Source organism: Proteus mirabilis ATCC 29906, assembly GCF_000160755.1.
Classification (GTDB): domain Bacteria; phylum Pseudomonadota; class Gammaproteobacteria; order Enterobacterales; family Enterobacteriaceae; genus Proteus; species Proteus mirabilis.
Genome location: NZ_GG668578.1, coordinates 161,562 through 184,118 on the forward strand (window position 1 = coordinate 161,562; position 22,557 = coordinate 184,118).

Consider the following 22,557-nt stretch of genomic DNA (forward strand, 5'->3'; position numbering starts at 1 on the left):
ATTGTTTCTCTAAATAGGTGTAAATATCATCTGCTATTCTCCTTTCTCTTACCTATCAATGGTTTTCGTTTTCTAAAAATTGGCAAACTTTCAATAAACTTGTTTAAAATTAACGAGTAAAAAAGAAAGTATAAAAAAAACACAACCCTTTATTGATGCATATTACTTGCTATAGTGATGCTGCAACTGACTTTTGTTGTTTATTATCTAATTGAAAAGGTTACGAAAATGAAGCAACGTAAATTTCTTACACGTTTTGAAGTGAATGCTATTTTAAAGCAAGCTAAGGAAGGTAGGTATCCCGAAAGAGATTACTGTATGTTTTTAATGTGTTTTTTACATGGTTTTCGTGTTAGCGAACTATGTAATTTAACATTAAGCGATATTGATCTAGAAAGTAGAATACTCTATGTCAGGCGTTTAAAAGGTGGGCTTTCAACAACACAACCTATTATTGATGAGGAATATGAAGCCTTATGCAACTGGTTGAAAAGTAGAGAAAACTGGAGAGAATCAGATTCTGAATGGGTATTTTTATCACAAAAAACGGGCCCCATTTCCCGTCAACAAGTTTATGGGCTATTACGCCGTTTAGGTAAAAAAGCCAATGTTTCTATTAGTCCACACCCTCATATGTTACGCCACGCCTGTGGCTACGCACTGGCGGATTTAGGCAGAGATACACGTTTAATTCAAGACTATTTAGGCCATCGTAATATTTCCCATACGGTTATTTATACAGCAAGTAACTCAAAACGATTTATCAATATGTGGGAAACGCGAAACTCACAATAGTTCTTTATTAATAGATTACTTAAAAAGTTAATATCAATAATTGAGTACGTTTTATTTTACAATAAGAATATAGATATTTTTTTCTTTTTAATTCAAATTAGGATTTATATTAAAAATTATATCATTTAATATAAATAATCACGATAGTAATCTTAATAAAGAATTAATTAATGATACTTGATTTTAATAAACCCGGTCATATTTGGTGTACTAATTTTTTTTGAAATATAATCATTTTTATTCCAATAGACTCTATCTTAGAAGGTATCCATTTACCCACAGAAAAACATTAAAAAGATTTATCATTAATAATTTAACTTAGTATAAGAGATATATTCAAAATACAATTAATTCTGATTTTTTCGTCTCTTTCTACACATTTATAATGCTCATAAAGCAATCACTACCCATCTAAGCTCGCTTAGGGATAGTGATTGCAAGCCTAATGAGTGCAACATAACTCGACAGTCAATATCGCTATAGCGATCATTAAGGGAAAACATCCCCTTAGCCTGACCTAAATAGGTTGCTTATTTAAGGACTTTTTCTTGTAAGAGGTAAAGGTTAATACAGAAATGCGTCTAGTGCTTTTTTGGCTAAAAGATTGCTTCGTCGACTTAGCGGTTTGCCACTTTTGACCGACGTTGAAGTAATACAGTCCTCAAAAAACCAGTAAATGGGTGTGTTTAAGAACTTAGCTAATAGCACTAGATAAGTAAGATCTATTTTGTTTAACCCCCGCTCATAGCGTGAGAATTGTTGTTGGCTAACCCCTAGTTTTGCCGCCAATTGGCTACCTGTGTAACCTAACTCTTTACGCCTTTTTTGTATGCGCTTACCTACCAGTGCATTGACATCAATATTTGCACGACGATATTTCACCATGATATTTCAACCTTTTATTATTATGGTAACGTTAGAATCAACGCGCCAGAGCCAGAAAAATACCCTGGAGCAACATGTCCATTGGTTCTCAATTTAGAACTCACTTGTATAGAAACCATTTTGCCTTTAGCGACAAAGATAGCCTCTCCCTCTTCGCCAGATTTATCATTAATATATAAATCAGCATATAAGCTATTGTCATTACGTAGTGGGACTTGACGATTATTCATTCCTGTTGCAACAACCTGTAAAGAGACATCACGATTACACGTCACATTCACAGTTTGAGAACGAACCGCATTGTCTAATTCATTTTCCCCCACATTGCCGTAATCCAACTCAACAGAATGGGCTAACACATCACAATGTCCAACAGGAGGGGGAGCAATTGCACAAATAGAACCCGGTAATAAATAGCCATCTTCAGCAAAACCATAAGCATTTGGCTGATAAAATATACCAACGCACTCTTGTATGGTTGATGTATCAACATATCGATGAATGGCAACTCCTGGGCCATAAGGGAATCCTCCTAATTCTTTCATAACAGCAATACGTAGATCTTCCATTCTTCGATATTTATGCCCATCACTTAAAATAGTTCTGGTCGCTGAACCTCCAGACTGGTTAGGCTGATGACGATGATTTATGGTTATATAACAAGGTTTTTTTTTATTAACAAGGATTTAAAGCCGTTGGTGGCTCGGGATCCCAACGTTGGATAATAAAAGTGTAATCAGCCCCTGTCCCCTCATTACCTACTGGTTTTGATTCTGTAATATAAGAAAAAATAGCGGCTATAGAGGAAGCTGGATATATCAACATGCTAGTAAATAAGTAAAAGATTAATTGGCGCTTAGGTATAAGCATATAAACCTCAAGTCAACATTAGTCATAATTTAAATGGAATGTAGCAATGGCGCTAAAAGGCCCCCGTTTTATTGATTGATTAGCAATTGCGGTAGGTTCTGCTTGTATAAAAGCACTAAGCCTCAATGTGTTATTAGTTGAAAGTAAAGCCATATTTTTTGATGGCTGATTAATGGGTAAGAGGACTCCATCGCTATCTTCTAGACCAATAGCAATACCAGAGGCTCGACTTATTGGACTCAATGCTAGAAAACCTTTCCCTGCCATCGCCTTATTTTCATCACCTTTAAATGTGATGGAAACTTTGTTATTCATAGAGAGATCGCACTCCGATAGATGGATCTCAAATTGCTGGCTTTTAGTTCTTTCTACTCCATTGTAAAAAGCACTATCAGTCACTTTATCCAGCGTGATGACAATAATTTCATCACCGGGTTTTATTACACATGGCTCATCAATTAACTCACCATGAAAACGCATATTAGGATCAGCATTAGCCATAGCTATCACAGCGGCAAAGATTGCAGTACTCAGAGATAATCTTTGTAATATCATCCCGATACTCCTATTGATATTCAGCAAGTAGCGTTGCTGTTGCCTCAAATGCACCTTTTGTTAAGGTACTTCCTGATTTTTTTACAGGCACAGCTAAAATAATCGGCGGTTTATCAGAGGTAATAACAAACCGTTTATTTAAAATAAATGGCTCACTATCTATCGTGAGATGTACGGCTAAATCCGTTATATTGGTTTGTAAAGCAGCCGCATCAAATTGGCTTGCAGAGCCGATAATGGATAAACCTAATGCCCAACCTTTTGCATTTTCTTCACACTGCAACGTGTAATTGACGGTCTTTGTATAATTAATGCCATCGATGCGACTCGTTCCCAGTTGGTGACCAAAATTAACATCAATCATGTCATTGTTTTGGATCACACAAGGAGGGGGAATAAATAGTGTGCCAAATAATCTCAAATTATTTTCGCTGTTAGTGATTGTCGCCTTATTTGCCGTCTCATCAGCCATTAATGAAAATGATGAAAGTAACGTTATGAAAAAGAATATCCTCTGTTTATTAAACATTCCCGTTATCTCCTCACTGATATTCCATGCGCAATGTCGCTGTGGTAGAAAAGTCTCCTCCCACAAGAAGAGTAGAAAAATCACGCACAGGCACCGCTTCCAATACAGGGAAATCGGGATAAGTAAAATTAATTGCCTGCCCTAACTTAAGTGGTTTATTTTGATACAAAATACGTATACCTAATCCGGTAATATTGGTCATTAATGCATTGGCATCAAAAAAAGTACCATTCCCCTCGACAGAAAGTTTTAGTGTATTAATGGGCATTTGTTCACAACTTGGATGATAATCAACTAGACGTTTGTAATTTAAGCCATCAACTCGTGTACTTAGCACATCACCGAAATTCACTTCTACCGTTTTGCCCTCATTGATCATGCAAGGAGGGTGAGCGATAACGTACCCTTTTATATTGATAGGGATCGGATAAATAGGTGTAATAGGCGAATTTTGTGATAGTCCCGTACTTGACAAAACTGGTGTCACAGCAGTTACATTTGTTGTGATAAAAAAGCTCAATAGTACCAATATTGATACAAGACTATTTTTATTAATCTGCTGTTTCATAAATATACCTATTAATTTCCTTGGTCTGTTTCTATCACCTTACATTCACGACTATCGCAGCTAAATTTCAATCTTGGACGACCACCGTAATCATTGATGTAACTTAATACCGGAGAAGCCCCCAGCGTAGAAACCGTTAAATTGAGTTTTTCCTGCCCTCGAGGCGCTACCATGATAGGGGTAAATCCTTCTAAGCTTTTCCCTTTCAGATCCGTTAGACCATCAACAATAGTGATATAATAGGGTGTGGGATTATGCACAACATAACTCTCCCCCTGCTTTGTTAAGGTAATTTTTTCCTGCCATGGATTACTTAAATCAGTTTGGGTGGCATAAATAGATTTTGGTCGATAGAACAATTTTATCCGCGTTTGTAGTGCAATTTGTAATACGTTGGGTTTATCACTACGTGGAGGGATCTCACGTAAATTAAAATAAAAAACACTCTCTCTATCTTGAGGTAGTTGTGCAATATCAGGTAATGATTGCACTTTCACTTGGCTCTTATTCCCAGGTTCAATACGCTGAATAGGAGGTAATACAATAAGAGGTGTTTCTATTTTTTCTCCTTGCTCGTTCTCTAGCCAACCTTGAGCTAAATAAGGTAATTCTTTGTTTTGATTACTTATACTCAGACTTACTGATTTATCAGCACCATTAAAAATAATACGTGTACGATCTAAAGCGATTGTCGCACCAACTTGCGACGTAAACACCATTCCAGTTAATAAGGTGGTAGTTACCATAAATAAATGTTTAGATGCCATCATCTTTAATTACTCTTCTCTCTATTAATCAATTATTGTTATTACTTAGCGTTATTTACTAAGGAATGAATGTTGAGGTAATGCTTGCGTTTTATCTGTTTCCAGGAATGATGTTGAAATAGTCGGCTGTCTTTGAAAGCAAGTTAAAAGCAGTGATGTGATCAGTTGTGTATCCGCCAATTTAGGAATGGATAATTGGCATTGGTTTTTACCATCCCAATGTACATACAAGACATCGCCTGAATTAATACCGCTTAAATAAACCTTTCCACCGTCGTTAAAAACACCTAATTCTCGACCATTAAGCGTTGTTACTGTCGCTGCAAATGGCGGAACGCCTCCTTCAGCCAACTGTACTGTTGCCATCGCTTTGTGTCCGGCAATCACATCAAATTGACGATAGCCAATAGCGCCTTCAGTCAAAGTTAATTGATGAATAGAACGTAGTGCTTCAACATTGTCTGGTAGCTGTTTAAGATCGATAGAAGCACTGCCTCGATAATAGTGATTAATATCGGGGATCACCGCCTTGCCAAAAATATTGGTATGAGATATAGCACTAAGACTTTTTACCGGGACATCAGAAACACCTTGAGTATCAATTAACAAACGGGTTGCCCCCGGCATATTGCTACGGTGAAAATCCCCGCCTTTAGTGGTTAATGTTGCCCCACCTTGGAAAGATAAAGATGCCGAAGTATAGTCGCCGTTAATATGACTGGCTGAAGCCGTTACTAAAGCAACATCACCATAATGTGTAAAGAAACCATCCGCCGATGGTTTACCTCGACTACTAACTCCTGCACTTAGACGATAATTATTGTTATCATCAATGCGATCGAAATAGCTGACATTATGTGAGTTACCTTCTTTATTTATGACCGAGTTATAACTTATCGTTGCTCTATCACGCCAAGGCAAATTAATGTTGAAATACACGCCGTTGTCATGATTGCCATTAAAACGATTACGATAAGCGGATAAGCTAATGTTAATGTTTTTAAACTTCCCGATAGCGAGATACTTTGATAAAGAGAAGTTGTAATAGTCGTTATTCGGTCTATCCCAATACCTTTGATGGTTATAATTTATATAGGTACTAAGTCCCCATTGAGGAAATTGTTTACTCAGTGTAAGGGTATAAAGCTCTTTATTATTTTCTTGTGCGCCATAGCGATAACGCCTATCTAAATATTGATCCATACTCATAAAATGACGATCAGAGAATCGATAGCCTGCAAAAGTGATTTGCCCATCAATAGATTCAAAACGCTTTGAATAGCTAATTCGATATGAACTGCCATGATAGTGTTTATTCTCATTAGCGAAGGTTGCCCATGAATGAGTCGTATCAAAAGAGATAGCACCTAACATCATTAGATCTCGTCCAAAACCTAGCGAGGCCGAGTTATAATCCTTAGAAACTAAAGTGCCACCAAAAAGAGACCAACCATTATTCACTCCCCAAGAAAACTCTCCCATTGCAAAAATAGGCCCTTCAGTTTTATGATCTAATCGAGAAGGCTTACCCGCAGATACTTTATATTGAAGGCGTCCCGGTCTTGTAAGATAAGGAATATTGGCTGTATCAATTTGGTATTCTTGTATTGTTCCGTCCTGCTCTTCAATACGAACATCCAAGCGTCCACTTACCGCATCATGCAGATCTTGAATACGAAATGGCCCAGGCGCGATTTGTGTCTCATAGATAATCCGTCCTTGTTGACTCACAGTGACTTTTGCATTCGTTTTTGCAACTCCCGTGATCTCTGGAGCATAACCTCGTAAATTAGGGGGCAACATTTGCTCATCCGTAAGTAAACTTATTCCCGTAAAACGGAAATTATCTAATAGGTTTGAACGTAAGTAAGTCTCCCCCATGACTAAACGGGCGCCCCATTTCGTTATCGCTCGATAAAGATAGAATTGATCCCAATTCCAGTGATTTTCTGTGCTATGCAATACACCTGTAGTGTGCTCATAACTTGCTTGCCAATCTGCCCGAAAACGCCAAACACCTAAATTTGCCCCCGCCGTACCATTTGCGGTGATCTGCTGTTTCTGCTTGCCATCACTAGGCGCTCTGACATTGGCATTAACGTTATAATCAAACAATAATCCAGCAATACCTTCGTCCCAAAAAGAAGGCGATTCCCAATTCGGTGATGAATACTCTAGATAAGCTTGAGGAAGAGTAATAAAAAAAACCCCACTACCTAAATCTGTCCTCAGGCTCATACCTGGTAACGATGCCTCATTAAGGCAATTACCCTTATCTTTCCAAGTTAACTTTTTTAACCATTCTGGTCTGAGTGCAAACTGCTTAACTAATATGGGTGAGATACAAGGTTCGCTTGCCTTGGGATCATCTTTGGGCACAATATAGTCAACACGATAAGTTCCACTTAATTCATTGTTATTAATATTAATAATTAACTCATACTTGCCAGGAGTAATATATCCCGCTCGGGAAAAGCTTGATAAATCAATATTTCCTCGATCTTTTAAGTCAAGAATATCTGAGTTAAATTCAATATCTTTGCTAACAGCAAATGACTCGCTGGCAATACTTGCCATCCCTATAATCACGAAATAGATCAGTGTGGTAGCAGAACGACCTCTGCACTGCTTACTTTTATGTTTAACATTTAAATCAATCGTCTTGAATAATTTAGCCATAAGTAAACCTAACTAATCCATTTAGTGATATTCGAGCCCAAAACAGTCAATTATCGGTAATGCCCCTACGGATGAAATATCACTATGTTTGATAATCCTTTTGTATTTATAAAAAGAGCGCGTTTTACTATTACTCACCATCGATATCTAGCGCGATGACAAAAGTGTCCTAACGATAAGAAAACTCATCAGTTAACAAAGCCTTGTATATCCTTATACAAAGCTTTATTTGACGACTATTATTGATAAGATAAAGCAAAAGTGGCTATTGCTGTAAAATCACCAGGAATAGCAGCTTTTGAGGAAGAACCTTGTAAATAAGCGGCAAAATTTAAGTCATTGTTACCGTCATTCAATGTTTGGGCGGCACTTGCTTGACCTAATTTGATTTGTTCACCACCTGCATTGGTGATAACAACAGCTGCATTTTTGGCGATCCCTTCAATACCTAAAGCCCCCTCTAAAACATCAGGAGCTTCAGCACCGGTAAAGGTTGTTTTGACTGTTTTATATGTCTCAGTAGAACACTGTAATAATTTGATTTTAAACATTTTTGACGCACTACGGCCACCGTCCTTCAGTGCGCTAGATGACACTTGACCTAATGGAATACGTTGAGCACCTGAATCAGGATCGATAGAACAAGGAGCATCAATAATTGAACCATAGAATTCAACAGTACCATGCCCCTGATCTGCCGCTAATGCAGAGCCCGCAATGATAGATAAGCCTAACCCTAAAACTAAATGCAGTTTTTTTAATTTCATTTTGTTTTCCTAAAATATAAAAGTTAAATAAAGTATAAAAGCAACAACATTCAATTAAGAAAAATAATCCCATACAGGCGATACACTTCTCTTTTATGAATAAGATACGCAATGAATTTGGTATATCTTGATATATTGTAAAAATTAATCTCTATAATTAATCATCAATACATAAAATAAATAATAATTAACAACCGAAATTAGATAACGCTCATATCAAGTTGGGTTTATTATTCTCTGCCACTTTATTTAAGTCAAACCTGATAAATTTAATTAAATATATATTTATTAATACACTGATATTAATTGGATTTTTTTTCATCTTACGCAAATTATAATTACCCCCAAAATAAGTAATTAGATAAAAAAACCAAAAATAGCATCATAAAAAGAATATTTATAGACTTTTAAATACAAAATACTTAGATATAAAGTGTAAAAAATTGAAGGAAACATATTTTTATAAATAGAAATAAATTTTATTATTTTAATATTATAACAAAAAAACAAATAACCATAAATTTACATATAAGCACAAAAAATATACAATATTATAACTTTTATTATTCAATAACGATGATTTTTCAGAATAAAAAACCAATAAATTATTTTTAATGGATTTTAAAACTAAAAGGTTATTTTGAAATATTGCGGTTAAATTTAACAGTATGAAAAACAAGAAATTAATTAGAAAATTGAAAGCGTTAACTTACTAAGAAATAGACATAATAAAATTAAATAATGCTGTAACCAAATAATAAAAAAGAACTATATAGAAATTAAACCTTCATAATGGAATATTTTCTGATTAGACAGAATTAATATCATTACATTGTATTAACAAAACAACTTTTTAAGATAAAAATTAAAAACTAAAATTGTAAAAAAAACACAAAAAGTATTTCAATTTGTAAGATATGTTTATTTTTTATTTACTCAAAAAATCATAATTTAAATTTTACTTTTTTTATTTTTTCAATAAGAACTTTAAACTTTATTAAAAAAAATAAACAAATTAAGAATATGCCCCATTCATTCTGTTTGTATAAAAACAGATACATTTAAATCGTTAATCAGAGAAATTTAATTTTAGTAAATAAAGTATATTATCTTTTATTCACACTATTATTCATATCAACTTTAGTGAGAAGATTATCTTAATCACAGTTGCAGAATTTTATTTAGTTTAGATACCATTACGATTAAGATGAATGTTAAAAATTCACCATGGAGATCAGGATTTCATTATGGAACTTACCTTTTTAGGCACTAATGCAGGCGTACCTTCTAAAGATCGCAACGTCACCAGTATGGTGCTTGATTTACAAAATAAACAAAAAAGTCTGTGGATGTTCGATTGTGGAGAGGCGACCCAGCATCAGATCTTACATAGCCATGTAAAGCTATCACGCATTAATAAGATTTTTATTACCCATTTACATGGTGATCATATTTTTGGTTTACCCGGACTACTCTGTAGCCGTTCAATGGGGGGCACAGAAAACCCGTTAACCATTTATGGGCCTACAGGCATTAAGGCATTTATAGAAACAGCCCTTACATTAAGCCAATCTTATCTCACTTACCCTTTAGATATTATTGAAATAGAACAAGATGGTTTTCTTTTTGAAGAAGAAGGTATACGTGTAAGTTGTGGCGCATTATCACATCCTGTCCCCTGCTTTGGTTATCGTCTAGAAGAAGACAATAAACCAGGTAAACTCAATGCTGACAAGCTAGAGGCAGAGAATATCCCTAGAGGCCCTTGGTATAAATTATTAAAACAAGGGAAAACCGTTACACTACCTGATGGACGGATCATAGATGGAAAAGATTATCTAAGCACAGAGATCAAAGGCCGTTGTATTGTGATTTTTGGCGATACACAACCAACGCCTAATGCAGTTAAACTCGCTGAGAATGCCGATGTTATTGTCCATGAAGCAACCTTTAAACATGACATGGCTGATAAAGCCAATAGTCGTGGACATTCAAGTACCATACAGGCAGCTGAGTTAGCCAAAAAGGCGAATGCTAAGCGACTAATCATTACCCATATCAGTAGTCGCTATTCACCTAAAGAAACCCCCGAACTATTAGCGGAATGTCATACTGTATTTGACAATACACAAATCGCCAGTGATTTTGAGACATTCAAACTTTAACTAATACTAAATCAAAATAGAGCAACGATAGCGACTCTTGAGATAGTATTAATCGTTGCTTTTATTCTTTCACAGGATATTGCTACTCAGCAGTCGGAATGAAATCGTGTTTGATCTTACCGTCTTGCAAAATGAAATTGACTTTACCATCCCAAAATTCGGCTAAAAAAACATCTTCTGGGTTATCTATATGTTGTTTTTTCATCTCTTCGTTTAACCAATTTTCATCTCGTTCTATCTGCTCAAGTTCAGAAGTTCGGATAACACCATCTTTCATAATAATGATAGAGGGCATTTTAGCACCATCACACACTACCGTTATTTGTCCATCAGGTTCAATTTGAGCATAATTAACTTCTTGAAAAGAATGAATTCCTTGGGCATGTAACCTAGAGGTGATATTAAGAATATCAATCTTATTTTTCTTCTCAGTAATGTTTTCCATAATAAATCTTCCCTTTTTAATAATCGGGATCGGATTACCTATCGCTACTGCTCGGAAAAAATTAAATTTTTTACTGATATAATTGAGAAAAGAAATAAAAAATACACCTATCAAAAAGACAATAACATATTGGTAAAGCGGGATTGCATCTGTGTAAATAACCCCTCCCATAATCCCCCCTAAAACAAAATTACCAATAAAATCAATGGGAGTTAGTTGAGAGAGTTGTGTCTTCCCTGAAATATTCATATGAGCCAAAATTATTGTAAAACCAATAATAAACTTGATAACCACAAGCAGATAATATTCCATTTCTTAAGCACCTTTGCAAAACGATTCACACTGTAATTATAAAGCATAAAACATACCATTGAGAGAAATCTGACAGATATTAACCTTACAAATCTAATATATTTGACTAGTGGTAATCACTTAATATACTTAACCTTGTTGATTTTCAGACTCTCACTATACTTATTTTATTGGGAGTTAAGATAATATATAAAATATCAACTCAATAACCTCTCGCTTTTAATACTAGTTATGCGAGATATCATCGATATGTTTTGGATACATTCTCTGGAGAGAAACATGAACAAAAAATTACTGGCATCTTTAATTCTAGCAGGTCTTGTTACCATTACAGCAGGTTGTGATGATTCATCGAAAAAAGTGGATGAAGGTATTGATAAAGCAAAAGAGACAGCAACCCAAGTAAATGAAACGGCTCAAGACAAAGCAAAAGAATTAACAGATCAAGCTAAAGAAAAAGCCGCTGATTTAAAAGAGAGTGCATCAGCGACAGCTGACGAATTAAAACAAGATGCGGCCAAGCTAAAAGAGCAAGCTGAAGATAAAGCTGCAGAGCTTAAAGCACAAGCCGATCAAAAAACCGATGCATTAAAAGAGAGCATTGCACAAAAAACAGATGAACTAAAAGATTCTGCAAGTGCAAAAGCAGATGAAATCAAACAAAGTTTAAATAATGAAAGTGACAAACTGGCTGGTAAAGCAGAAGAAGTGAAACAAAACGCGAATACCACTGCAGATAACTTAAAACAAAATGCTAGCGACAAAGCAGCGCAACTAAAAGAAGATGCGGCTAAAACCAGTGATGATGTAAAACAGCAAGCGCAAGATACTAAAGATAAAGCGCTTGATAAAGCCGATGAGCTCACCGATCAAGCAAAGCAAAAAATTGATTCTCTAAAGGCTGATAATAAATAATTTCATTTCAGAAATTTTGATGTTGAAAAAGCCAGTAATATTTTACTGGCTTTTTTTGTGCAAAAAACAAACAGGAGTTGATCGATTAAGCAAAAAATGTAACCATACTATCCTTTTTTCAACAGGAGAAACCTATTAAAGCGTCAAGACGCTGACTAAAAACATATGATAATAAATTGATTTAATTGTAATTTTCTTCACCTTACGGAAAAATATAATTTATTTCCGTTCTTTTATAAAGCTTCAAGATCATCTGATGTTTTATTCAAATTTTCTTACAAACTTTTCTTTCCTAGCGATACCACTAACATGCTAGATTGCAATATCGAAAAGTCTTGTCTAAGAAAAATAACAAAAATAGGTTAACTATGAGCCAACAAAATGAAATCACACCAAAAAAAATTAGGATGAAAATTAATCCTCCCGTATTTTACACCTCCGCAATACTTATTATGCTCGTCGTAGGGTTTTCAGCGCTATTTCCTGAACTCGCTAATGACAAGCTAGGGCACCTTCAGGAAAACCTTTTCACCAACGCGAGCTGGTTTTATATTTTAGCCGTAGCATTGGTTTTGCTGAGTGTGACTTATTTAGGGCTATCGCGCTTTGGCGAAATAAAATTAGGCCCTGATCATGCTCGTCCACATTTTAGCTATTTTGCTTGGTTCGCGATGCTGTTTTCAGCAGGTATGGGTATTGGGCTGATGTTCTTTGGTGTCGCAGAACCCGTTATGCACTATTTAATGCCACCCACAGGGGATGCGCAGACGATTGAAGCCGCCAAAGAAGCTATGCGTTTGACTTTCTTCCACTGGGGATTACATGCTTGGGCTATTTACGCCATCGTGGCATTAATTCTGGCGTTTTTTAGCTACCGCCATGGCTTGCCATTAACGTTACGTTCCGCCCTTTATCCTATCATTGGCGACCGTATTTATGGCCCTATTGGGCATGCGGTAGATATTTTTGCTGTGATGGGCACCGTATTTGGTGTCGCAACTTCACTGGGTTTTGGTGTTCTACAAGTTAATGCCGGTTTAAACCATCTATTCGATATTCCAATTAATCCAACCGTGCAAGTGGTTTTAATTGTTGTTATCACCGGGCTTGCTACTATTTCGGTTGTCTCTGGATTAGAAAAAGGTATCCGTTTTTTATCCGAGCTTAACCTTGGTTTAGCCGTTATTCTTCTTTTATTAGTCATTATTCTTGGCCCTACTGTATTGATTTTAAAATCGTTTGTTGAAAATACAGGGGGCTATTTATCAGAAATAGTGAGTAAAACGTTTAATCTTTATGCCTACGAGCCAAAATCAAGTGATTGGTTAGGTGGATGGACACTGCTTTATTGGGGCTGGTGGTTATCGTGGTCGCCTTTTGTCGGTATGTTTATTGCACGGATCTCCCGTGGTCGTACTATTCGTGAGTTTGTTGTCGGCGTACTCTTTGTTCCAGCTGGCTTTACCTTACTTTGGATGACTGTCTTTGGTAATACCGCTATCTATTTAATTAAAGATAAAGGTGCAGAAGTTCTTGCGAATATAGTACAACAAGATGTGTCATTAGCACTGTTTGAATTCTTAAATTATTTTCCATTCTCATCAGTGCTTTCCTTTGTCGCAATGCTGATGGTCATTGTCTTTTTTGTCACCTCAGCAGACTCCGGTGCAATGGTGGTTGATACCCTAGCGTCAGGAGGAGATTCAGAAACCCCTGTATGGCAACGTATCTTCTGGGCTGCATTAATGGGTATTTCAGCCATTACCTTGTTATTGGCAGGAGGTTTATCAGCATTACAAACTGTCACCATTGCCAGTGCGTTACCATTTGCCATCGTGCTATTGGCATCAATTTATGGATTAATTAAGGCATTGCGAGTGGATGTTTATAAGCGAGATAGCCAACAGATGACGACTATCGCCCCACCGGCTAGCCGTAATCCTATTCCTTGGCAACGTCGATTAAGAAATATTGCTTATTTTCCTAAACGTTCACATGTAAAACGTTTTATGGAAGAAGTCGTTAATCCTTCCATGGAAATGGTGTCGGCTGAATTAAGCAAACAAGGTATTCAATGCTATATCCATGACGAAGAAGAAGATCGCATCGGCTTTGAAGTGGACTTAGGTGAGGATATGAACTTCTTTTATGAAGTACGATTACGATTCTATACTCAACCCGCTTTCGCGCTAGCCGGCTTAACAGATGAAGAAAAAGATGAAGAGCATAAATACTATCGCGCTGAAATTCATCTCAAAGAAGGTGGGCAAGATTACGATGTCATGGGCTGGACAAAAGAACAAATTATTCATGACATTCTCGATCAGTATGAAAAACATATTCACTTCTTACACGTATTAGGTAAAAGGTAATTTCACCTATTACATAAAAACAAAAGAGATGATGGTATAACATCATCTCTTTTTTCTTGGTGCACACATGTTATTTTTCAGTTGAATGACTATTTTCTGGATTTAACGCTATCAGTTCTTTCAGTAAGATAGACAAATGTTGCAGTTTTTCTGTAGAAAACTTTTGTTCGAGTAATTGATACCCTTCTTCTATCTTAGGCTGGATTTTATCATATAAATTTTGCCCATTGGTTGATAGAGAAACGAATAATTTACGTTGATCACTCACTGGTTTTAATCGACAAATTAGCTCATCTCTTTCCATTCTAATCAAAATACCTGTCAAACTTGGACGCAGGATACAGGTTTTTTGTGCTAATTCGTGAAAATCGATAGAGCGCTTATCAGCAAGAACTCGGATGATCCGCCACTGCTGCTCTGTCAGATTATGCTCTTTAAGAACGGGGCGAAAAAATCCCATCGCAGATTCCCGTGCTTGCAATAGCGCGATTGTTAATGACTCATGCATAATCAGAAGCTCTTTATTGATAGATAAATTGATGAAAAATCACTCAATCTAGCCGGTGAAAATTATAACTCGTTATAGTTATAAATGAATAATATTCTAAGAATAGACTTTTTATTACAATTAATCATATTAACAAATAAATAAACTTGACTCAATTTCTAACATTTTAGGCTATTTTAGCAATTGATGACCTTAGTACTTTTCTCAGACAAAACCGCGTAATATCCCCAAAAAATAACAGGATAATATGTGTCATTTCGTGTTATTTATCAGCAAACTAGGCTAAATCACCTGATTTACCTATCGCTTTTCTTGACTTATTAGGAATAATAACAACCAGCGATAAGGTTGTCTCACGACTTTTTGAGATAAAGTTAACAGGTTGTAACAAAGAAAGATTGATCTCTTGGCTAATGCGAGGTAGCGTTACGGCTTTAAATTCACACAGCAAAGAAATCAGCAAGATCATTACAACTTTGTGAAGCGGCACTAGTTAGATAAATTCTGATTTTCTAACTAATGGTTATTTTAAGTGAAGACGCCCACAGATGAGAAGTCTGGCAGTAGGAGTAAAAAATGTCTGATGAAAAACAGGCTAACCCACTTTTTCGGGATGCAATGGCAAGCTTAGGTGCTGCCGTTAATATTGTCGCAACTAATGGTGATGCAGGATGCTGTGGTTTAACAGCAACAGCTGTATGTTCAGTTACCGATACTCCACCGACAGTGATGATTTGCATCAATAGTAAAAGCCAAATGAATAGTACGTTTCAAGAAAATGGCAAATTAAGTATCAATATTTTAAATCATGAACAAGAAGAGATGGCTTGCCATTTTGCCGGTATGACAGGTCTGGCAATGGCTGATCGCTTTACCCAACCAGGATGGCAATATGGCGCATTACAGCAACCGATATTAACCAATGCACTCGCTAGCCTAGAAGGTGATATTTACGATGTACGCCAAGTAGGTACTCACTTTGTTTATATGGCAGAGATAAAAAATATTGCGGTTCGAGAAGATGGCGATGGCTTAATTTATTTTAAGCGTCGCTTCCATCCTGTTAAACATAAATTAGTCCCAACCACCGCTTAATTAGCTAATATTAAAAACAAAAACGCACTTTATTATTTTGAAGAGGGTATCAATTTAAATCCTTCATTATTAATAAAGGCGTTTTTATTACCTTTGTTAAATTTTAAATAATTACCCGCACTTCATGCATATTTATTTCACTTTATCCTAAAATAGAGCTATCAGCGTTTTATTAAACTATTTTTAACATCTGTTTGTTATAAAAGAAATTATTAAAATTATAAGAAAACTTTTTCTTTAGAAAATCAATTAGTCACGATATAAATAACCCTTCCACTCTATTTTTATGCTTATATTTTATCAGCTTTATTAAGCTTAAAATATAAACAAAACAGGCTCTTTTTGGTGATTATTTATACCAAAGATCAATTAAATCGCTTTAATTGAAAATAAATTAATGACTATTTTTTTCAATCTGGTATTAATCTTACTAACAGTGTGATCAACCTTTGAGAAGTCATTCTATCAATATATTAGTCTACCGGACTTACTGATCACCATCTTAAATTTGCAAACATCACTCTAAATACAACAGATAATGTTATCAGGGTGTAACATTCATCGTGAATTTGAGTAAATAGCATCGTTGTTGAAAATAAATAATAATTAGGGGCATTAAAGATATGGATAAACCCGCTAAAGTCGGTTTATTACAACAGCCTAAACCATTCTTTATGATTTTCTTTGTGGAATTATGGGAACGTTTTGGTTACTACGGCGTACAAGGTATTCTTGCCGTTTATTTTGTTAGTAAACTCGGATTCTCTCAAGAACAAGCTTTTATTACTTTTGGTGCATTCTCCGCATTAGTTTATGGGCTTATTTCTATTGGTGGTTATGTTGGTGACCATCTATTAGGTACTAAACGAACCATTGTTTTAGGGGCTATCGTATTGGCTATCGGTTATTTTATGACCGGCATGTCAATTATGTATCCTAATTTAATCTTTTATGCTTTAGCCACTATCGCAGTAGGTAACGGTTTATTTAAAGCAAATCCAGCAAGCCTATTAGCTAAATGCTATAAACCTAAAGATCCCCGTCTTGATGGTGCATTTACACTATTTTATATGTCGATTAATGTTGGTTCATTAATCTCCTTATCTATTGCCCCCGTTCTTGCCGATCGCTACGGCTATGCGCTGACTTATAATATTTGTGGTATCGGCTTAATAATGGCCATATTGGTCTATTTTTTCTGCCGTAAAATGGTCGTGAATATTGGTTCTGAGCCAGATCACCTGCCAATGAATTTCAACAAACTGCTATTAGTTATTGCAGGCTCTGTCGCTATGGTCTTTATTTGTGCATGGTTGTTGCACAATGTGATGATTGCTAACATCGTTTTAATCAGCTTGTCTATTGTTGTGGTTATCATTTATTTTCGTGAAGCCTTTAAACAAAAAGACAGAGTAGCACGTAATAAAATGTATGTTGCATTTGTTCTGATGTTAGAAGCTGTTATTTTCTATATTCTCTACGCTCAGATGCCAACCTCACTTAACTTCTTTGCTATCCATAATGTTCACCATACCCTGTTAGGCTTTGATATTAACCCGGTGAGTTTCCAAGCATTAAATCCATTTTGGATCATTATTGCCAGCCCTATCTTAGCAATGGCTTATAGCCATTTTGGCGCGAAAGGCAAAGATTTATCCATGCCGGCAAAATTTACCACAGGTATGCTTTTATGCTCATTAGGCTTCCTAACCGCTGCCGCTTCAGGTATGTGGTTTGCTGATGCTCAAGGTTTAACATCACCTTGGTTTGTTGTACTGATTTATCTCTTCCAAAGTCTAGGGGAATTGATGATCAGTGCATTAGGCTTAGCGATGATTGCCGCTTTTGTACCGCAATATATGATGGGCTTTATTTTAGGTATGTGGTTCTTAACACAAGCGACGGCTTACCTGTTAGGAGGCCATGTAGCAACCTTTACCGCCCCACCTGAAGGTATTACCGATCCACTACAAACACTGCCTATTTATACTGATGTGTTTGGCAAAATCGGTATCGTTACCTTAGTGGTTGGCTTGATTATGTGGGCAACAGTACCTTTACTAAACCGCATGATGAAAGAAGAGAGTAAAATGATTAAGTAAATAAAATAAGCAAACACCTTTGCTTATCACAGACAAAGCGCCTAGAAAGGCGCTTTTTTATCTCTTATAAAAACGCTTAGCGATTAAATCTTCTACAACCTTAATCTTTTATTATTTATGATTAGTGATCTTCTCTTTTTTTCTTTTTTCTGGTTTTAATCTATCTTATAAATAGTACCTTTAATTGAAACTGACAATATTTAGCATTGTCTAATAATCAATATTCATGATTAAAAACCAATGATTGGTAATAGGAGCAGATATTAATGAATGATAAAAATAAGCTAGCAGCCGCATTATTAGCTATTTTTCTTGGTGGGCTAGGAATACATAAATTCTATCTTCGTAAAGTAGGAATGGGGATTTTATATCTCATTTTTTGCTGGACGGGGATACCCGCTATTATCGGTTTTATTGAAGGAATTTATTATCTGTGTATTTCAGACCAAACCTTTAATGACAAATATAACCGAAACTAAATAGCCCAATACCATCGTACCTAGTGCTAACAACCAACAAAAAACCCGCATACTAAGCGGGTTTTTTAGGTGTATTACAATAAAATTGTATTACAGAACATCAATCGCATTTAGCTCTTTAAATGCTTGCTCTAAACGAACAACCATTGATGTTTGACCATGACGTAACCAGTTACGTGGATCATAGTATTTCTTGTTAGGTTTATCAGCGCCTTCTGGATTACCTAATTGGCTTTGTAAATAGCCTTCGTTCTTTTTGTAGAACTGTAAGATACCGTCCCAAGTTGCCCATTGAGTATCGGTATCGATATTCATTTTAACAACACCGTAGCTTACAGCTTCTTTGATTTCTTCTGCAGATGAACCAGAACCACCGTGGAAAACAAAGTTTAAGCTATTGTGTGGCAGATTGTATTTCTCTGACACATAGTCTTGTGAGTTACGAAGAATTTTTGGTGTTAATTGAACGTTACCTGGTTTATAAACGCCGTGAACATTACCAAATGATGCAGCGATAGTGAAACGTGGGCTGATAGCATTTAGTTTTTCATAAGCGTAAGCAACGTCTTCAGGTTGGGTATATAGCGCAGAGCTATCCATACCTGTGTTATCAACGCCATCTTCTTCACCACCAGTACAGCCTAATTCGATTTCTAAAGTCATATCGATTTTAGCCATACGCGCTAAATATTTAGAACAGATTTCAATATTTTCTTCTAATGACTCTTCTGATAAGTCAATCATATGAGAAGAGAATAGTGGTTTACCTGTTTTCGCATAGTGTTTTTCACCTGCATCTAACAGACCATCAATCCAAGGTAACAGTTTTTTCGCACAGTGGTCAGTGTGTAAAATAACAGGAACACCATAGTATTCTGCCATTTGGTGTACATGGTGAGCACCAGAAATAGCCCCTAGGATAGCCGCTTGTTGTGGCGCTTCAGCTTTAAGACCTTTACCTGCGATAAATGCAGCACCACCATTAGAGAATTGAACAATAACAGGAGAACGCACTTTCGCAGCTGCTTCTAATACAGCATTAATTGAGTCTGTACCTACGCAGTTAACTGCAGGCAGAGCAAAATTATTTTCTTTTGCTACTGCAAATACTTTTTGTACATCATCACCAGTGATGACACCCGGTTTTACGAAATCAAAAACTTTAGACATGTAATAAGATCCTATATTTGGAACAGGCAGAGTTTTACACTCTACCTGTATGAGCGTGACTTAATTACTGTTTAGCGCGTTCTTCCAGCATAGCAACCGCAGGAAGTTTTTTACCTTCTACGAATTCTAAGAAAGCACCACCACCGGTTGAAATGTAAGAGATTTTATCTGCGATATCAAATAAATCGATAGCCGCTAATGTATCACCACCGCCAGCGATAGAGAAAGCATCACTATCAGCAATCGCTTTAGCAATCACTTCAGTACCTTTACGGAAGTTAGGGAATTCAAAGACACCCACAGGGCCATTCCACAGAATGGTTTTGGCGTTTTTCAGGATTTCAGCTAAACGTTCAGCCGTCACATCACCGATATCTAATACTTGTTCATCATCTTTGATGTCATTTGCTGATTTCAGTACAGCTGGCGCTGTTTCTGAGAATTCTGTCGCGACACGGACATCTGTTGGTACTGGAATATCGCATTTTTCCATTAATTTTTTCGCATCGTCAACAAGGTCTGCTTCATATAATGAACGACCTACAGAATGACCTTCTGCTGCGATAAAGGTGTTAGCAATACCACCACCAACGATTAATTGGTCAGCAATTTTTGATAATGAATCTAAAACTGTTAATTTAGTAGATACTTTAGAGCCACCAACGATAGCCACCATTGGACGCTCTGGTTTATCTAATGCTTTGCCTAATGCTTCAAGCTCTGCTGATAACAGAGGACCCGCGCAAGCGATATCCGCAAACTTAGCAACACCGTGTGTTGACGCTTGAGCACGGTGAGCCGTACCGAATGCATCCATGACAAAGACATCACATAATGCAGCATATTGTTTAGACAGCGTTTCGTCGTCTTTCTTTTCGCCTTTATTAAAACGGACGTTTTCAAGTACAACTAATTCACCTGCATTAACATCAACACCGTTTAAATAGTCTTTTGCTAGGCTAACGGGTGCAGATAATTTCTCTTTCAGATAGTCAACAACTGGTTTTAAAGAGAACTCTTCGTTGTACTCACCTTCAGTAGGACGGCCTAAGTGTGAAGTTACCATAACTTTAGCGCCTTGTTTTAAAGCCGCTTCAATAGTCGGTAATGAAGCACGAATACGTGCATCTGAAGTTACTTTTCCATCTTTCACTGGAACGTTCAGGTCAGCACGAATTAGTACTCGTTTACCGGCCAGGTCTAAATCGGTCATCTTAATTACAGACATGATGAATCCTCTCATTGATTCTCTAAAATTTAGTAATCTTCTGTTCAGTACCGCGCATTATCACATAATGTGCTATTGCTGAGTACCGTCATTAATACATGATTATTTAAAACCAGTTGCAGCCATAGCTAACGTCGTATCAAGCATTCGGTTAGCAAAGCCCCATTCATTATCACACCAGACTAACGTTTTAATCAGATGCTGCCCACTGACTCTAGTTTGTGTACCATCAACAATGGCACTATGAGGGTCGTGGTTAAAATCTGTTGAGACTAATGGCAATTCTGTGTAATCCACTATACCACGAAATGCGCCAGTTGCTGATTTTTGAATTAACTTATTGACATCTAACACATTTACAGCATTTTTTACCGTGACACTTAAATCAATTGCTGTCACATTAATTGTAGGAACTCGTACAGAAATTGCCTCGAAATGATCTTTAAATTTCGGGAAAATCCGTGTAATACCGGCAGCTAATTTGGTATCAACCGGAATAATCGATTGTCCTGCGGCTCGTGTACGACGTAAATCTTTATGATATGCATCAATAACAGGTTGATCATTCATCGCAGCATGGATTGTCGTCACTGTACCTGACTCTATACCAAAAGCATCATCCATCATTTTAATAATCGGGATAATACAATTTGTGGTACAAGAGGCATTAGAGACGATGCGGTGCTGTTTTTTCAGTTCATGTTGATTAACACCGAATACCACCGTAGCATCAAGATCTATCGTTCCCGGATGAGAAAAGAGCACTTTCTTTGCCCCTTGAGCAATATGCGCCTCACCATCGGCACGAGATCCATAAACGCCACTACAATCAAGTACCACATCAATACCTAACTCACCCCAAGGTAAGTCTGCAATATCGGCATGATGGAAAAGACGGATTGCATCATCACCTACTTGCAATAAGTCATTATTAACACGAATATCCCAAGCAAAACGACCATGGCTTGAGTCATATTTAAGCAAATGAGCAATACCTGTCGCATCAGCCAATTCATTTATTGCAACAACGCTTATTTCAGCCCGCTTTCCAGATTCATAAAGCGCTCTTAACACATTACGCCCTATTCGACCAAAACCGTTAATAGCAACTCTAATTGTCATGTAACTTCCTTGATAACTCGTAATTATGCAACCGCCTAGAATAATCGAGCAATTGACTAATCAACAACGATAAATCAAGTAAAACTAAAAAATGTGCGGTCACCGACATTTTTAGTACAACTGAAACGGTTCAGCTTATTGGTATTCAGATTACGAGAAATGAGAGAAAATCGCAATAGCAAAAAAAGGGGGAAGCATAAAAAAAGAGCACATCTGAGAAATTATTCCC

Annotated in this window: 22 protein-coding genes; 7 read left to right on the forward strand and 15 right to left on the reverse strand. The window is 36.4% G+C overall.

Features of this window, described 5'->3' with window-relative positions; genetic code table 11:
• Positions 1 to 228 precede the first annotated feature (228 nt).
• Complete coding sequence (gene mrpI / locus HMPREF0693_RS08880; protein WP_004247323.1) at positions 229 to 795, forward strand: phase variation DNA invertase MrpI; 567 nt, start codon at positions 229 to 231, stop codon at positions 793 to 795.
• 564 nt (positions 796 to 1,359) lie between these two features.
• Here the strand turns inward: mrpI and HMPREF0693_RS08885 are convergent.
• The 9 genes from HMPREF0693_RS08885 to HMPREF0693_RS08920 form a co-directional block, all read right to left on the reverse strand.
• Positions 1,360 to 1,680 carry a helix-turn-helix domain-containing protein gene (locus tag HMPREF0693_RS08885; RefSeq protein WP_004244929.1) on the reverse strand — a complete coding sequence of 107 codons (321 nt, stop codon included), beginning with the start codon at positions 1,678 to 1,680 and terminating at the stop codon, positions 1,360 to 1,362.
• Positions 1,681 to 1,700: 20 nt separating this feature from the next.
• The gene (locus HMPREF0693_RS19515; RefSeq protein ID WP_428829689.1) at positions 1,701 to 2,366 is read right to left on the reverse strand and encodes an MrpH family fimbial adhesin; all 666 of its coding nucleotides are present in this window, start codon (positions 2,364 to 2,366) and stop codon (positions 1,701 to 1,703) included.
• On the reverse strand, positions 2,356 to 2,550 hold the full coding sequence (locus tag HMPREF0693_RS19520; RefSeq protein WP_004244934.1) for an MrpH family fimbial adhesin: 195 nt from the start codon (positions 2,548 to 2,550) through the stop codon (positions 2,356 to 2,358). The genes HMPREF0693_RS19515 and HMPREF0693_RS19520 overlap by 11 nt, the downstream gene beginning before the upstream one ends.
• 18 nt (positions 2,551 to 2,568) lie before the next feature.
• Complete coding sequence (locus tag HMPREF0693_RS08895; RefSeq protein ID WP_004244935.1) at positions 2,569 to 3,105, reverse strand: fimbrial protein; 537 nt, start codon at positions 3,103 to 3,105, stop codon at positions 2,569 to 2,571.
• Between the two features lie 10 nt (positions 3,106 to 3,115).
• Positions 3,116 to 3,634 carry a fimbrial protein gene (locus tag HMPREF0693_RS08900; RefSeq protein WP_004244936.1) on the reverse strand — a complete coding sequence of 173 codons (519 nt, stop codon included), beginning with the start codon at positions 3,632 to 3,634 and terminating at the stop codon, positions 3,116 to 3,118.
• Between the two features lie 13 nt (positions 3,635 to 3,647).
• On the reverse strand, positions 3,648 to 4,202 hold the full coding sequence (locus HMPREF0693_RS08905) for a fimbrial protein (protein ID WP_004244937.1): 555 nt from the start codon (positions 4,200 to 4,202) through the stop codon (positions 3,648 to 3,650).
• 11 nt (positions 4,203 to 4,213) lie between these two features.
• Positions 4,214 to 4,972 carry a fimbria/pilus periplasmic chaperone gene (locus tag HMPREF0693_RS08910; RefSeq protein WP_004244938.1) on the reverse strand — a complete coding sequence of 253 codons (759 nt, stop codon included), beginning with the start codon at positions 4,970 to 4,972 and terminating at the stop codon, positions 4,214 to 4,216.
• Between the two features lie 48 nt (positions 4,973 to 5,020).
• On the reverse strand, positions 5,021 to 7,648 hold the full coding sequence (locus HMPREF0693_RS08915) for an outer membrane usher protein (RefSeq protein WP_004244939.1): 2,628 nt from the start codon (positions 7,646 to 7,648) through the stop codon (positions 5,021 to 5,023).
• A 239-nt stretch (positions 7,649 to 7,887) separates the two neighbouring features.
• Complete coding sequence (locus HMPREF0693_RS08920; protein WP_004244940.1) at positions 7,888 to 8,415, reverse strand: fimbrial protein; 528 nt, start codon at positions 8,413 to 8,415, stop codon at positions 7,888 to 7,890.
• 1,247 nt (positions 8,416 to 9,662) lie between these two features.
• Here HMPREF0693_RS08920 and rnz point away from each other — a divergent pair.
• Positions 9,663 to 10,580, forward strand: a complete 918-nt coding sequence (gene rnz, locus HMPREF0693_RS08925; protein WP_023843513.1) for a ribonuclease Z — start codon at positions 9,663 to 9,665, stop codon at positions 10,578 to 10,580.
• Positions 10,581 to 10,662: 82 nt separating this feature from the next.
• On the opposite strand, the gene HMPREF0693_RS08930 is transcribed toward rnz, so the two are convergent.
• Positions 10,663 to 11,337, reverse strand: a complete 675-nt coding sequence (locus HMPREF0693_RS08930) for a DUF421 domain-containing protein (protein WP_004244944.1) — start codon at positions 11,335 to 11,337, stop codon at positions 10,663 to 10,665.
• Between the two features lie 279 nt (positions 11,338 to 11,616).
• On the opposite strand from HMPREF0693_RS08930, the gene HMPREF0693_RS08935 reads away from it, so the two are divergent.
• Positions 11,617 to 12,252, forward strand: coding sequence for a hypothetical protein (locus HMPREF0693_RS08935; protein WP_004247317.1), 636 nt, complete (start codon positions 11,617 to 11,619; stop codon positions 12,250 to 12,252).
• Between the two features lie 368 nt (positions 12,253 to 12,620).
• Positions 12,621 to 14,624, forward strand: a complete 2,004-nt coding sequence (gene betT / locus HMPREF0693_RS08940; RefSeq protein ID WP_004244946.1) for a choline BCCT transporter BetT — start codon at positions 12,621 to 12,623, stop codon at positions 14,622 to 14,624.
• 70 nt (positions 14,625 to 14,694) lie between these two features.
• On the opposite strand, the gene hpaR is transcribed toward betT, so the two are convergent.
• Both hpaR and HMPREF0693_RS08950 read right to left on the reverse strand, forming a co-directional pair.
• Entirely contained in the window at positions 14,695 to 15,132 is a 438-nt protein-coding gene (gene hpaR / locus HMPREF0693_RS08945) for a homoprotocatechuate degradation operon regulator HpaR (RefSeq protein ID WP_004244947.1), read from the reverse strand.
• 277 nt (positions 15,133 to 15,409) lie between these two features.
• Positions 15,410 to 15,601, reverse strand: coding sequence for a hypothetical protein (locus HMPREF0693_RS08950; protein ID WP_004244948.1), 192 nt, complete (start codon positions 15,599 to 15,601; stop codon positions 15,410 to 15,412).
• Between the two features lie 107 nt (positions 15,602 to 15,708).
• Here HMPREF0693_RS08950 and hpaC point away from each other — a divergent pair, with 107 nt between their 5' ends.
• The 3 genes from hpaC (at position 15,709) to HMPREF0693_RS08965 (ending at position 18,808) form a co-directional block, all read left to right on the forward strand.
• Positions 15,709 to 16,227: a 4-hydroxyphenylacetate 3-monooxygenase, reductase component gene (gene hpaC / locus HMPREF0693_RS08955; RefSeq protein ID WP_004244949.1), complete on the forward strand. Its 519-nt coding sequence runs from the start codon at positions 15,709 to 15,711 to the stop codon at positions 16,225 to 16,227.
• 623 nt (positions 16,228 to 16,850) lie between these two features.
• On the forward strand, positions 16,851 to 18,329 hold the full coding sequence (gene dtpB / locus HMPREF0693_RS08960; protein WP_004244950.1) for a dipeptide/tripeptide permease DtpB: 1,479 nt from the start codon (positions 16,851 to 16,853) through the stop codon (positions 18,327 to 18,329).
• Between the two features lie 266 nt (positions 18,330 to 18,595).
• Positions 18,596 to 18,808: a TM2 domain-containing protein gene (locus tag HMPREF0693_RS08965; protein ID WP_004244951.1), complete on the forward strand. Its 213-nt coding sequence runs from the start codon at positions 18,596 to 18,598 to the stop codon at positions 18,806 to 18,808.
• Between the two features lie 90 nt (positions 18,809 to 18,898).
• On the opposite strand, the gene fbaA is transcribed toward HMPREF0693_RS08965, so the two are convergent.
• From fbaA to epd, 3 genes are all read right to left on the reverse strand, one after another.
• Complete coding sequence (gene fbaA / locus HMPREF0693_RS08970) at positions 18,899 to 19,978, reverse strand: class II fructose-bisphosphate aldolase (RefSeq protein WP_004244952.1); 1,080 nt, start codon at positions 19,976 to 19,978, stop codon at positions 18,899 to 18,901.
• Between the two features lie 64 nt (positions 19,979 to 20,042).
• A complete protein-coding gene (pgk, locus tag HMPREF0693_RS08975) occupies positions 20,043 to 21,206 on the reverse strand; it encodes a phosphoglycerate kinase (protein ID WP_004247314.1) in 1,164 nt (387 codons plus the stop codon).
• 102 nt (positions 21,207 to 21,308) lie between these two features.
• Positions 21,309 to 22,328, reverse strand: coding sequence for an erythrose-4-phosphate dehydrogenase (gene epd / locus HMPREF0693_RS08980; RefSeq protein ID WP_004244954.1), 1,020 nt, complete (start codon positions 22,326 to 22,328; stop codon positions 21,309 to 21,311).
• Between the last annotated feature and the right edge of the window lie 229 nt (positions 22,329 to 22,557).